We start from the raw sequence: 12,654 nt of genomic DNA, 5'->3' as shown, positions 1-12,654 counted from the left end.
TCACGCGGAGCTTACCGCTATGCAGAACCCACAATTTGACGACATCCTGCTGCAATTATTCCAACAACAGCAACAGCAACCATCCCCGGTTCAACAACAAGAATCGGGGAGCGATACACAGCCAACTTTCACCGAAATAACCCCCAAAGACAACGCACGGGTTGAAGGCTTTCTAGATATCCTTTTCAAAAACGCCAACACCCTTGCCGTCACTTCCAGTACCTTTGCTGTTGCCTCAATCATGGCGGGTAGTTTCGCCATAGCCAGGATTATCGCCATCCCCGCGATGGTATGTACCATTGGCTACAGCGTCGCAGTCATGACAGCTGCGATCGCAGCCTTTGAACAATTCAGCATTGCCATCTCAGAAAAAGGTTTCAGCCTAGAATTTAACCCGGACTTCTGGAAATCAGTAAGTCGTGTATCAACCATTGCCAGCATCGGCTACTTTGCCCTACATCCCCACTGGCAAGCAGAAGACAGAGCCAAAGCTGGAACCGAACGTTACTACAGCACCCAGAGAGAATTTACAAACCCAATACAACAAAAAACACCTGATTACATGGGTTACGGCATTGCGATCGCAATCACGGCAATCCTGGTTTTCTTACTCAAACGCAGGAAGTCGTGATGCTAATTCCCAATTAAAACTGCAAATTGTTTGGTCAAGCAGGAAGCAATCATGTCACAAAACAAACAATTCCAACTCGAACAAGATGTAATCGATGTGGTACTGCCCAGCCCCCAACAATCGCGCCAAAACCTAATCAACCTTAGTTGTATGGGCATCGGTACTCTACTCCTCGCCGCCTCCTTCTACGGTACTGACATCAGATACTATGAATACTCATATCAACCCACACCCTTTGAATTACGCAGCCACATCCAAAAGCACCGAGACGAAGCTTTTAGGCTAGACCAAGAATATAAAAAACAACTAACAGACTGGCAGCAAGCAAAAAAGATAGGTTGGCTGACCCCCAAACCCATCAAGCCCAAATACCATGTTCCCACCCCATCCGAAGCGTTAAACCAGCTTCAAAACGATAAATCGAACTACTACCTAGTCCCTACCTGGGCAGTAGAAGCAAACGGCGAGACTTTACCCACCAATCCCGAATATAGAAAGGGTAAATTACCAAAACTACCCCAAGAAATCGCCGAGAAAGACGGTTACGGCAAACCTTACCTCAAAACAGTCAACGATGCACCTTACAACCCTTACAAGGCACTTCTAGGTTTTGGTGCTGCGACGTGTTTCGGGTATGTTTCCGTTATTGCTAACGACAGAGTACGTAAACTAGCGATCGCAATTCCCCTATTCCGCACCAAAATTAACGAATTCTGGGCAAAAGGCATTATCCAACAGCGCTTAAATCTTGAAGCTTGGCTAGATTACGGGCAAGTTCAAGCACGGGTAAACGCAGGTAGAGCTTTTGGAGATGCCCTGTTTGCCGGAGATATCACCGAAGCTGAATATACCGAAATTCGAGAATCGGCGGAACGACAGGCACAAATGCTCACCGAATCCCTACAAACTAAAGCATTGCCGGGACAATCGCTCGACGAGATAAATGACCCCAAAAACAAAGTATCGGCTGGTGATGGGGATAACACCCAAAATCAGGTACAAAACCAGGTGCAAATTTTCCGCGATCGCTATCTCAAACTCATCAAAGAACACGAAAATGGCTGGCTCGAAGCCCTGAAATTCAAACCTGTTATCGTTTCTGGGGACATGGGCAGTGGTAAAACCAGCTTTACCGCAGCTTTGGCACTGTTACGCTTTATTTGCTGGGGAATCAAGCCAGCGATGGTGTTAGACCCCCACGCACACCAAAACACGGCGGAAAAATGGGTATTTCTAGAAAAACTCCAAGCACGAATCTACGGTGGGGAACAGGATTGGGAAAATATTAATGAGGGTATACAAGCTATTTTTGAGCGGTGGAAAACACGTACAGAAAAAGACGCTTGGGAGTCAATAATTATTGACGAATTAACCACCTATAGCGAACAAGAACCCTGTGCCAAAACTGCCCCCAAATTGATGCAGGGAGTAATCGGCAACCCCCGCAAAGCCCACGACGCAATGATATTAATCACCCACAGCAACACTAACGCGGGCACGGGTGGTTCGAGCGGTTTTAGCGATGCGAAAAAAACGGGGACGATTGAAATTAAACTGCGCTCGACTAATGACATGACACCTCTTTATAAAGGGGAATTAATTGGTTACAAAGACGCAGAGGGTAAAGTATTACCCGACTTTCAAATAACTATTCCTGAGTGGTTAAATCCAGCCAAACTTTACGGAGCCATAGCAATAACTGCTAACGCGGAAATAGAAATGAAAAAGCAACATCAAGAAAAATACCAGGATGATGATATACCTGCCGAAGAATTGCCAAATAATTTGTGGAAAGCTGCGGTACAAAGATTAAATGATTTGCTATCTCAAGATGCACCAAAGCAGCCCAACGATTCTAATCAATCATCAAATAACAACTCGACACGAGATAATCATCAATCACCAAATACTAACTCAGCACAAGATAACCATAATTCATCAAATATTAACCCTTTAGAAAATAACCATCAATCATCGAATCCTAATCCTATAGAAGATAATTATCAATCCTCAAAAAACAATCATTTAGAAGACGATAATCAATTATTCGATAAGCATCAATCATCAGATACTAATCATTCATCAGATAAAAATAATCTCTCTAATCTCAGCGAACAAGCACAAGCATTTATCAAATATATGAAACAACAAAATCTTATTAGCATCAAAGTTCGTGACGCTTATCGTAACTTTAGGTTCAATAAAATTAGACCAAATGCCTCGGAGATGAAAGCAATTATGCAAGAGATTGAAAATGCAAATATAGGAAAGCTAGTTGATGGTATATTTACCATTTACTAATATTATTTCCCCGTCGCCTGTCACCTTATCCAGCGACATAAAACCCTAAAAATATCCTAAAAATAGCCCTATTGAACCAGAGAGTAATAGGTGACAAATATGTTTCAAACTTCTGTCATAGCAACGTCATAGCTGAAGCGACAGTATAAGTGACACCATGCGACAGGCGACTTTTAATGTAAGCAGGCGACGGCGTAGGTGACGCAATTTAAATACCTATAAATTTAGATTTATTATTAACTATTATATAAATACACTGAAATAAATAAGAATATATTTTGTTATTTTCACTACAGGATTTCAGTTAGCCATCGCGCTGTGGCGCGAAGACCATTGTATTTTGATACAAATAAGACTACAAGATAAATAGAAAACCACTGGTCAAAAGATATAGTGCTTTTGAGGTACGTTAGGTACACCAATTGCAAGATTGATTTTAAACTCTACAATTTGAATTGGGTGCTGTAACTCATAAACATCAAATCTGCTATATATTATTTGTATTGTGTAATCTATTTATTTTATTAGTTTAAGCAAGAAGTTAGACAATTGGAGGAAAGACGAGGATGAAGTACGTTACTTCTGTTGAACGTAGCGGTATTGAAATAGGTAAAAAAGAACACGCATTATCAATAGTTACGCGGCAACTCAATCGCCGCGTAGGTAATATTGACGACACCCTGCTTGAACATCTACGCGGGTTATCAGTTGAAGAATTGGATGCATTGGGTGAAGCATTACTAGATTTTAGTTCGATGACTGATTTAACTAATTGGTTGGAGCAACATTAGTCTGTAGTATTTTTTACAGCAGTGACTAAGTAGCTTACCTTAATCAGCGCGATCGCCTGGTGTATCTTCAAAGATTGCACCTCTACGAATTAGGTCAAGTTTTAGGGTTTCTGGAATTCCCTGATTATTTCCAAATCGAGCATTTATGACTTTTGCACCATTGTTTAAACAAGAAGTCAAACAACTGGAGGAAAGACGGGCGATGAAATATGTTACTTCTGTTGAACGTAGCGGTATTGAAATAGGTAAAAAAGAACACGCATTATCATTAGTTACGCGCCTTCTCAATCGCCGTGTGGGTAATATTGACGACACCCTGCTTGAATGTCTAAGCGGGTTATCAGTTGAAGAGTTGGATGCATTGGGTGAAGCATTACTAGATTTTAGTTCGATGGCTGATTTAACTAATTGGTTGGATCGACGTTAGTACGCAGTATTATTCTTGACTTTCCCAAAATCATTTTTATAAAGTTTCTAGTTCCTAAATTACGAAACTTTAGTTTCAACATCCCTAAATGATTTATACCATTTCTTCGCAGTTCTTTTAACCGCTTCTATCTCCTCAAAATCAACTTTTAAAACAGCATTTTCAAAGTCCACACCCAAAGCGGTAGCAACTTCCAAAATCTCTATAAAACTAGTACATTGATAATCTGTATTCTCGTATTCCTTAACTCTTTGCTCGTCAATTCCTAAAATTTCAGCAAGTTCATAAAGGCTTATTTTTGAAGCTATTCTAGCTTTAATCAAAGCCTCTGGAAGCTTATTTAAACTTTCAACTTTTACTGTTATTGATTGATTATTATCACAATTAATCAACCTTTCATATTCGACTATTTCTGCTTTTAGCTCATCAACTTGACTCTGATACGAATCTCGATGTAATTGCCAACGCTTGGGGTCTACTTGCAAATTTTTATTACTATCAAAATCAGCTACAGACTGTTCAAATTGCTGTAACCATTCTTTAGCATTTTGATATTGTTGCTCATTTTTTATCATCATGGTTTCCACCCAACCAAATCCCGATCGCTTCTTAAAGCGACAAGTAGTGGCATTAGACGCAGGCAACCGCACCACTCAATGGATTATCCCCACAGGATTTAGCCAAAATTTGGTCTTGATTATATTAGGTAATAAGTTTAAATATTAATCATCAGGTGGGTGCCACCCGCTGATTACCCAACGCCCACGGGCAACAATTATAACAGGATTATTCATTCTTAAACGTGCGATTGTGGCTCTACCAATCGCTGTTAAACCCTCTACCCTTGTGCCATCAATACTCCAAGAAAAATGCTCAGACCATGTTTGTGTGCGAGGATTAAAAAGGCTTACTGCTTCTCCAGATAAGGGGTCAACAGCATCTGTAGCGTCACCTTTAAATTCATTGCATGTACGACAAGCTAAACAAAGATTGTTAAAGCTATTTTCTCCATTTTTAGAAACAGGTTGAATATGGTCATATGTCATCGGTATACCACTGTTGGCTTCTGTGGTTAAGCAATAACAACAGCGTGATGAGTCTGCTGAAATAATTTGATTTTTTAAGCTTTCAGAAATATATGTAGACACTATTAATTACCGAGTTTGTATATTGTGACCTCGCCAACGGAGTAATACCGCGGCTTGAGCTTTACACAACATAAAAACGTCCATTTCATGCCGTAGTGCCATTAATTCTAAGCGCTCTTCTTGGGTTAAAGAATTGTTAGAATTGCCTTCAAGTAACTGGTTGTATTGCTCCATGTCTTGGGTCGTTTTGCTCCCACGGGCTATTTGCCACAAGCTATCATCGTCTAATTTATCGAGTGCTGCAACTTCTGCTTGAAATTCAGATGGTACATCATCCCATGCAGGCGGACTGCCTATTTGTAATACACGGAGTATTACTTCTTCTAGAGGGCGATGGGTTGCTTTTGCTGTGTTTACTAGTCTGGTGTAAATAATTTCTGGTATTTGAAGGGTAACGCTTTCTGCTGGCATATGCGCCTTATCCTTTTTGGCTAGGGTTTACCATTATTTTAGTTGATGATTTTGCCAATTTATGGCTTGAGCAATTGCGTATGGTTGAAGCCGATGATAAATTCTGGGACTGGGCTTTCAAGCGCGATTTTATAGATCGCAATGAAGAATACCAAGGCTATGCTTTAGAGGCTTCTATGTTGCACGCAGGGATTGATGAAGATAGAAACGCAACGTCACGGTTCAATCGAAGCCTTGGGACAGAGACTAGTATATATTGAATACTTGACGACTGCACCGTGGAACCGATCTTACATCCCCGCGTGCAGTTCGCATAATTTGTTGGTCAATATAAGTCCAACCAAGTGCATCTAAATCTTGTTTATCAATTGTCAGCCAACCGGAAAAACCTGTATCTAACATTGCATCAACTGGTAATTCCAATCCATCCAACGCTATCAAATTAATTTCAAAAAGTAGTGCATCCTCATCACCAAAAAAACCGGAAACAGTCATATTGTGCCGCAAGCCCCAGTTTCATTAATTCGGAAAGTATGGTGTATTTTACCAGGGTGTTTTTCGCGGCAACGCAGCCAAACAACTTCTAAATCTCTATCGACAAAATACTCACCACTATCCGGTTCAACCGTCATATACCAGTTGTAGTGTGTTTCAATTAATTCTGATTTAACTTTATCAAATATAGGCTTGCAGCGCTGGTATAAATTCTCTCCTTCGGTTTCCCATTGAGCTTTTTGTTCTTCCGTCCATTGAATTTCAGGAAATATTCTCCCCCTACGAACAACACGGGTAGACTTGGTTTCCGTCATGCTTTTCACCTATAAACCAACATCTATTATTTTAACGGTAAAGCAATCAAAGAGTGAAATCTTGCCTATTGGGATACTCCGCATGGCATAGCTTTATTAAATGTCGGGTTCAAGTAATTGGATGATACAATCCTGTTTTCTCGTTAAATTCCCATCCAATACCAGAAGTATCTTTGCGCTTAGACCATGCAAAAAAAAGTGGTGCGGGTTGACTCTCTCTTTCCTTACGAATAGTTTCTGGAGTTACCCCTAACCTTGAAGCTAAACTTTCTTCTGTAATGGGCTGAAACTTAACAGGTTGCCCTTGATAATAGGAATTACTGTTGTATGATTTACCTCGTCTTGGTTGATTATTAATATTACTTTGAAGCTGCATAATTGCCTCGGCAAATTGAGTCAACCGATTATTTATCGCATTGATTTTTTGCTCTAAATCATATGGGTGCGGCTCTTTTAGAGAGACAAAGAATGACATTTAGATAGGCATTGCGACCGTGGGAGCAGTAGTAGAACAGCGAGCTTGAATTACTCGCTTCATTAAAGGAATGCCGTCTTTATAGAAGCAAGAGTGATTGCGTTGATGCTCCTGTTTTAAATGGAAGCGCCAATACTCATCCCAATCACCACTAATGTAAAGGGAACGAAGTCGTAAAACAGCTTCCGCACCTTCAAGGCTCCAGCGAGCACCTGTAATATCCATTCGATCTTTAATGAGGTGACGACAAGCCCCCTCAATGACTCCAGTCGCAATCGGCAGCCCAGCTTTCAAGTAATCATCGTATTTAAGGTAAGCACTGTTATTAAGCAAATATCTGGCACAGGCATCGACTGATTTTCGTTCTGATGGAGTAAGTTTGCGTAGAGTGGCGCTGCGACGCATACCAGCAGCAACCTGGCTCGACTTGCCTTCTAGGATAAGCAGCAAACGTTTGCTTACCCAAGCTTCTGCCTCTTTACTGGTATTCTCATAGAAGGCAAACGCAGCTTTCCACAAATACTCAATCACATGAATAATGTCTAGGACGATGGTTAACTTGAGATTGTGTTGACGAGCGAATTTATTCAACAGTGACAATTGTGTCTTATTACCATCTACTAGGGCACAAAAGTGCTTTTGGTGATTGGGGTCGCGGTGTAATGCTTCATCAAATGCCTCTTTTAGGACTTGTTCAGGCTCTTTAACTAGGCTTGCCCAAACACGCTTACCTTGTGGTCGAGGTCGTTTGAGATTTTTTTTATCTTCTTCTTCTGGGTTTACGATTTGTTGAGCAGTACGGACAAATGGGTTAATAGTATAAACTGAAGCCACCGTAGCCATTCGCTTTGAGTTACGTTTTTCTCCCTTGGTCAATCGTTTATTTAACTTTTTGTTTGAAGCAAGCGCCCTTTTTTGAGTCTCAGCACGTAAATCTTCTGTACGCATAACAACACCCTTTCCGTCTGCACTGATTACCACAATTTCTCCGGTTTCCTCCAGTTCCCTTGACTGTGCTTGTTGTTCGCTATAGAAATCATCAAAATCGCAAGCACTATGGCGAGCCAAGTCTTCTACTTGACGCTTACCTATCTCAACTGGCATCGCTTTCTTGATTATTTCTGTTGTCTCGCCAAAACCCGAACGTGCCGCCTCCACTGCTATTCGTTGCCTAATTCCGTGGGAATACTTAGATTCTGGTAGGTTTAATTCCGCATCCAATGGATTCAGAGAAGTGGTTTTTCTTCCTCCGTAGCCAATTCGCTTGACTGTCACTGTGCCAAATATTGTTGTCAGTGTCCGGGAAAATCTTTTTTTGTGGGTTCTTTTAGCTAAGTCACTCCCCAAACACTCCCCCTCTATTTCATCATTACTACGTCTGTTTAAATAGCCTTGTAACAGTCTTCTTAATAGTTCGTTTCCGTTATCCAGGAGTTTGTTCTCTAATTCTCCATGCTCTAAACCGCAAACACTATCCTCACTTAACCAGTTCACCATTTCTTCAAATAGCTCTCGTGCTTCCGAGAAAAACATGTCTTCTTTTGAGGTAGATGCTTTCATATGTCTCAATTATCTCCCAATAGATGCTTGCTTGGAAAGCCCGTCACCAATACCTGATTATTTGCTCAAAATACTACTCTGACAGCCTTCTCATCTTTATTCTTCCAAAGTATAACGTACTTCTAAAAGAGCCGCACCCAAATCATATATACGTTTAGTTGATGGTATTTCGTCGCTATTTGAAGAACCCGACAGTTGGGATTCTAAATTATCCAAGCGAGAGCAAATTTCCGATATGGTTTGATACGCTCCATCATGGGGACTACCATTGCCAAATTCCAAGGTTTTGATCAAATTATCCAACCCAGAAAGTACCTCATGGGTAAGTCCTTGTCGATGCAACCGAGATAATTCCTTCACTGCATCAATTAAGGGAGTGGGTACACGCAGCATCTGACTGGGCTTGCTTTCATCTTGAGTGTGAGTCATAGTGATATCGCAATTGCTAGCAATGAATCGCGCTATCAAGTAGATAGCATTGATATCAGCATATCAGGAATTGAAGGATTGCTCGATTGATGGGGAGTACCCCGTATCCCAGATGAATTGAGAGTTTCGCCGTATTGTACGTAAGACATGGTAGGCTAATTATCGAAAAGAAAAGTTTTCGATACTTATATGTCGCCAAGCGATGATGATGGTTCTATATCGCGGGTTAATCCTTTTGCGATCGCTCTCGAACGCGATTTGTTGCAGGAGTTATTGCTGGGCAAGCGCAATAAAAGCACCCGCCACGAGTATGCCAAGGATTTAAAGAATTTTTTTATGATGGTGTGCGCTCAGGAGCCGACTCCGGTGTTGGTGGCGCAGTTTTTGCAGATGGATAGGTTTTCGGCTGTGACTTTGGTGTTGCGTTATAAGTCACAGTTGGTTGATAAGGGTTTGAAGGAGGCGACGGTCAATAGACGCTTGGCGGCTATTAAGGCGTTGGTTAATTATGCCTATCAGGTGGGTAAGTGCGATTGGACGCTGGCAAATATCAAGTGTGAGAAGGTGAAGCCGTACCGCGATACAACGGGTATCGGACCGGAGGCGTTTAAGAAGATGTTGGCAATACCGGATAGGGAGACGTTGAAGGGAAAGCGCGATTATGCGCTGTTGCGACTTTTGTGGGCTAATGCCTTAAGAAGAGAGGAAATTTCCCAATGCAATATTGAGGATTTGGATTTGGAGGCGGGTACTTTGAGTATTTTGGGAAAGGGAAGGGGAACCCAAAAGGAGAATATCGACCTACATCATAAGACTTGCAATGCTCTCCAAGATTGGTTGTTAGTACGTAAGGAGTTGGATAGCAAGCAACCATTATTTACTTCGTTGCGTCCGCGCTACGGGCATCGGTTGACGGGGGATGGTATTCGCAAGATTGTGGTGGAGATTGCCGAGAATGCTGGGATTTCTAAAACTATTAGTCCCCATAGAATCAGGCATTCGTCGGTAACGGCGGCACTCGATGCGAGTGATGGGGATGTGCGTAGCGTGCAAAAGTTGAGCCGCCATGCGAGTTTGAATACTTTGATGATTTATGACGATAACAGAACCAAGGCGCAGGGAAAAATTACGGCGCTGTTGGAAGATTTGGTGTGAAGTTTTACAACTCAAGCGCTGGAATCGGGTGAAGACGCTAAAATCTACAGGAGGTTGAGCTACAGCAGTTGATGAGGGTTAAGTTGATGAGTCCATCACTTCAAAAAATTTTAATCGAGATTGAGCAACTGACTCCAGAAGAGCAATTGACGGTGATGGGGCATTTAGTCGATCGGGTGAAGAAGCACGTCACTCAATTGCAGCCACAACGAAAGTGGAGCGATTTGAAGGGGATGGCACCCTATCCGCTATTAGGTGAGGATGCTCAGGAATGGGTTTCGCGGACTCGAAGGGAAGGTGACGAGCATCGAGAAGGGTTGTTGCGAGGAGAGTAATGAGAATTAGTGACGCATTAGCAGGAGTTTCTCGTTTATTTCTCGATACAGCACCTGTAATTTATTTTGTGGAACGAAATCCACAGTTTGTAGATTTCGTCGATCCAATTTTTGAGCGGTTGGAAGTTGATATTACCGCAGTAGCATCGCCAATAACGTTATCAGAGTGTTTGGTGGGTGCTATACGTCTGGGATTAGTGGATTTAGAGCGGGCTTTTGTCGATGTGTTACAGCAGGATGAAGTGGTTTTTGTGGAGATTGATGCTGCTATTGCGCGAGAAGCTGCAAGAATTCGGGTGCATTATAACCTTCAGTTACCCGATGCCTTGCAGGTTGCGGCGGCTTTAACGTCCGGCTGTGATGCCTTTTTGACCAATGATGTGGCTTTGAGGCGGGTGACGGAGTTGAGGATTTTGGTAGTGGGTGAATTAGTGCTATAGGGGGGGAATTCATAAAATCAGCGTTTTTTATAGGGTATGGTATGGTATGGTGCTTGACGTGTGGAATGACATCTAAAATGGTTAAGTTTTGTGATGAAGATAGTCTTGACAACCTTACGAGCGAAGTCTCTACATACAGCCAAAATCTTCTCATCCTGGTTTGTTCCCAACGCAAGCGCTCCGACTCAGGATTATTAAGAGCGATCGCCAGATATGATGCCCACCACCAAATAAAATGGGATTTAGGCGATGTCCTTTTCTGAGAACTAACGCATTAATATAACCAATCTCCAGTAAACCCTTGATTAATAGCTAAAGAGACTAAAGGTAAAACTGTACTTTGATAAGCAATTCTCAAAATATCTAAATCGAGTAAGTTATTTTTATCTGTGATTTTTAAATCTGCTAAATAAGGTTCAATATATTTATTCCAATCTTTTTCTTTCATGTTATTTTTATTAATTACTAAACCCACATGTTGAAATTCAATAAACTTATGAAAGTATTTATCGACGGATGGAATATTATTGGACTTGCTGGAATTAACAGATGAAGTTGTAGGAACTAAATTCCAAAGTAGGTCATGGGCAACAAAAGACCAAGGTAAATAATGGTCGAGAGATATATTATCTGTAGTTAAAACGAGGTTAGAGTAAATACAGCGAACCTCTGTATGCTCTAAAACAAGCTTCCAGAATTTAGTTTGATTAGCTAGGGATTCTCGTTGTTGTGGGGGAAATAGTTTATTAGCAACGGCAGGTACACTGGGGTTGCATTTTTGCATATAACCCAGCCATTCCCAGGATACCCAGCCTCTGACAATTGAATAGTTTTCCGCAATATATTCTACCCAGTCTTGATGTAATAAAATTGCGCTACAGTCTTTTAAAGATTGGGAATTAAAGCAGTAGATAGGCTTTGTTTTTTCAAATTGATTGTTGGCAAGATTAATAATCGTTTGATTAACTTTAGCATCGAGTAAACCTCTAGTTTCTCCAGCGAAAAATGGACGAATCAGGCGAAATGGAACGTATTTAGCGATAAAAGTAATAATGTCCTCAAGATTTTGAGATTGAATTATTTTCCTTAATAGCTTTTTATCTGTATCTCGAAAATTTAAGATTGGTTCGGTGATTTCTAATTCCAGAGAATCTAATTTATTAGCAATCTGGTCTTGCGTTCCAAAAGACAGTTTAAAGTAAGTATGGGGATACCAAGCATTTGCCAGCATCTCGATAATAATTTCTTCAAAACTAATCGGCGATAAAGTCTCAAAATGTCTTCGTTTCAGAATATCTAAAAGTGATAAAAAAAATAGGTATTTGTAAGAGTTAGTAGTATTATTAAAAAATTGAGCTAAAACCCCGATATTAACCCGTTCTGACTGGGGTAGTTCTTGAGTTGAAGCTGTTTGTGGGGTATGGGTGAGACTGCCCAAGTATGCTTGCACAAAGTCTCTGGCAGCAGATGAATTGATGTTGTGTAAGGCTTTGACTATCTCTGCAACGGTTTCAGCTGTGGGGTCGGTTTTTTCGTGAAACCAACGGAAGACAATCGGACGTTCAACACCCAACCCTGTAGCCAGTTGGCTTTGGCTGATGTTGTAAGAATCTAATATTTGTCTCAGTGCTTGACCTGCTTTTCCCATGATTCCAATTATGACAGAGCAGGTAGTGTTTTTGTTAACTTATATATTAACGGTCTAAATAGTATTTGTTATCATATATGATAACAAATACTAT

The 12,654-nt window shown here is 41.1% G+C and carries 18 protein-coding genes; 9 read left to right on the top strand and 9 right to left on the bottom strand.

Translation table 11 applies throughout. The annotated features are described in order from the left end of the window. Positions 1-19 precede the first annotated feature (19 nt). The 4 genes from CAL6303_RS28135 (at position 20) to CAL6303_RS28120 (ending at position 4,150) form a co-directional block, all read left to right on the top strand. A complete protein-coding gene (locus CAL6303_RS28135; RefSeq protein WP_015201128.1) occupies positions 20-631 on the top strand; it encodes a hypothetical protein in 612 nt (203 codons plus the stop codon). Positions 632-682: 51 nt separating this feature from the next. Continuing rightward, entirely contained in the window at positions 683-2,932 is a 2,250-nt protein-coding gene (locus tag CAL6303_RS28130; protein WP_015201127.1) for a DEAD/DEAH box helicase family protein, read from the top strand. 566 nt (positions 2,933-3,498) lie between these two features. Further along, positions 3,499-3,723 carry a DUF4351 domain-containing protein gene (locus CAL6303_RS28125; RefSeq protein ID WP_041741282.1) on the top strand — a complete coding sequence of 75 codons (225 nt, stop codon included), beginning with the start codon at positions 3,499-3,501 and terminating at the stop codon, positions 3,721-3,723. 145 nt (positions 3,724-3,868) lie between these two features. After that, positions 3,869-4,150 (top strand): DUF4351 domain-containing protein, encoded by a 282-nt coding sequence (locus CAL6303_RS28120; RefSeq protein ID WP_041741280.1) that lies wholly within the window; start codon positions 3,869-3,871, stop codon positions 4,148-4,150. Positions 4,151-4,209: 59 nt separating this feature from the next. Here the strand turns inward: CAL6303_RS28120 and CAL6303_RS28115 are convergent, their stop codons facing one another. Beyond that, a complete protein-coding gene (locus tag CAL6303_RS28115) occupies positions 4,210-4,725 on the bottom strand; it encodes a helix-turn-helix domain-containing protein (protein ID WP_015201126.1) in 516 nt (171 codons plus the stop codon). A 1-nt stretch (position 4,726) separates the two neighbouring features. Between CAL6303_RS28115 and CAL6303_RS30575 the strand changes: the two genes are divergently transcribed. Continuing rightward, positions 4,727-4,876 (top strand): hypothetical protein, encoded by a 150-nt coding sequence (locus CAL6303_RS30575; protein WP_015201125.1) that lies wholly within the window; start codon positions 4,727-4,729, stop codon positions 4,874-4,876. Here CAL6303_RS30575 and CAL6303_RS28110 read toward each other — a convergent pair. From CAL6303_RS28110 to CAL6303_RS28075, 7 genes are all read right to left on the bottom strand, one after another. Then, positions 4,873-5,298 (bottom strand): HNH endonuclease, encoded by a 426-nt coding sequence (locus CAL6303_RS28110; RefSeq protein ID WP_015201124.1) that lies wholly within the window; start codon positions 5,296-5,298, stop codon positions 4,873-4,875. The genes CAL6303_RS30575 and CAL6303_RS28110 overlap by 4 nt on opposite strands. Positions 5,299-5,304: 6 nt before the next feature. Beyond that, positions 5,305-5,709 carry a hypothetical protein gene (locus CAL6303_RS28105; protein ID WP_015201123.1) on the bottom strand — a complete coding sequence of 135 codons (405 nt, stop codon included), beginning with the start codon at positions 5,707-5,709 and terminating at the stop codon, positions 5,305-5,307. A 246-nt stretch (positions 5,710-5,955) separates the two neighbouring features. Continuing rightward, entirely contained in the window at positions 5,956-6,204 is a 249-nt protein-coding gene (locus CAL6303_RS28095) for a hypothetical protein (protein ID WP_015201121.1), read from the bottom strand. After that, a complete protein-coding gene (locus tag CAL6303_RS28090; protein WP_015201120.1) occupies positions 6,201-6,518 on the bottom strand; it encodes a hypothetical protein in 318 nt (105 codons plus the stop codon). Before CAL6303_RS28090 ends, CAL6303_RS28095 begins: the two co-directional genes overlap by 4 nt. Positions 6,519-6,627: 109 nt before the next feature. Further along, positions 6,628-6,993: a hypothetical protein gene (locus CAL6303_RS28085; RefSeq protein WP_015201119.1), complete on the bottom strand. Its 366-nt coding sequence runs from the start codon at positions 6,991-6,993 to the stop codon at positions 6,628-6,630. Beyond that, positions 6,994-8,553: an ISKra4-like element ISCasp3 family transposase gene (locus CAL6303_RS28080; RefSeq protein WP_015201118.1), complete on the bottom strand. Its 1,560-nt coding sequence runs from the start codon at positions 8,551-8,553 to the stop codon at positions 6,994-6,996. 96 nt (positions 8,554-8,649) lie between these two features. Next, on the bottom strand, positions 8,650-8,982 hold the full coding sequence (locus CAL6303_RS28075; RefSeq protein ID WP_015201117.1) for a hypothetical protein: 333 nt from the start codon (positions 8,980-8,982) through the stop codon (positions 8,650-8,652). A gap of 189 nt (positions 8,983-9,171) precedes the next feature. Between CAL6303_RS28075 and CAL6303_RS28070 the strand changes: the two genes are divergently transcribed. The 4 genes from CAL6303_RS28070 to CAL6303_RS30090 all read left to right on the top strand — a co-directional run bounded on the left by CAL6303_RS28070 (position 9,172) and on the right by CAL6303_RS30090 (position 11,175). Then, a complete protein-coding gene (locus tag CAL6303_RS28070) occupies positions 9,172-10,137 on the top strand; it encodes a tyrosine-type recombinase/integrase (protein WP_015201116.1) in 966 nt (321 codons plus the stop codon). Between the two features lie 86 nt (positions 10,138-10,223). Beyond that, a complete protein-coding gene (locus CAL6303_RS28065; protein WP_015201115.1) occupies positions 10,224-10,472 on the top strand; it encodes a hypothetical protein in 249 nt (82 codons plus the stop codon). Continuing rightward, entirely contained in the window at positions 10,472-10,912 is a 441-nt protein-coding gene (locus CAL6303_RS28060) for a type II toxin-antitoxin system VapC family toxin (RefSeq protein WP_015201114.1), read from the top strand. The genes CAL6303_RS28065 and CAL6303_RS28060 overlap by 1 nt, the downstream gene beginning before the upstream one ends. 77 nt (positions 10,913-10,989) lie before the next feature. Continuing rightward, positions 10,990-11,175: a hypothetical protein gene (locus tag CAL6303_RS30090; protein WP_144051171.1), complete on the top strand. Its 186-nt coding sequence runs from the start codon at positions 10,990-10,992 to the stop codon at positions 11,173-11,175. Positions 11,176-11,186: 11 nt separating this feature from the next. Here the strand turns inward: CAL6303_RS30090 and CAL6303_RS28055 are convergent, their stop codons facing one another. Beyond that, on the bottom strand, positions 11,187-12,560 hold the full coding sequence (locus tag CAL6303_RS28055) for an HNH endonuclease domain-containing protein (RefSeq protein ID WP_015201113.1): 1,374 nt from the start codon (positions 12,558-12,560) through the stop codon (positions 11,187-11,189). Positions 12,561-12,654: the final 94 nt, after the last annotated feature.

The organism is Calothrix sp. PCC 6303 (assembly GCF_000317435.1).
Lineage (GTDB): Bacteria > Cyanobacteriota > Cyanobacteriia > Cyanobacteriales > Nostocaceae > PCC-6303.
The sequence above is the reverse complement of the archived record's forward strand: the minus strand, read 5'-3'. Positions and strand labels throughout refer to the sequence as shown.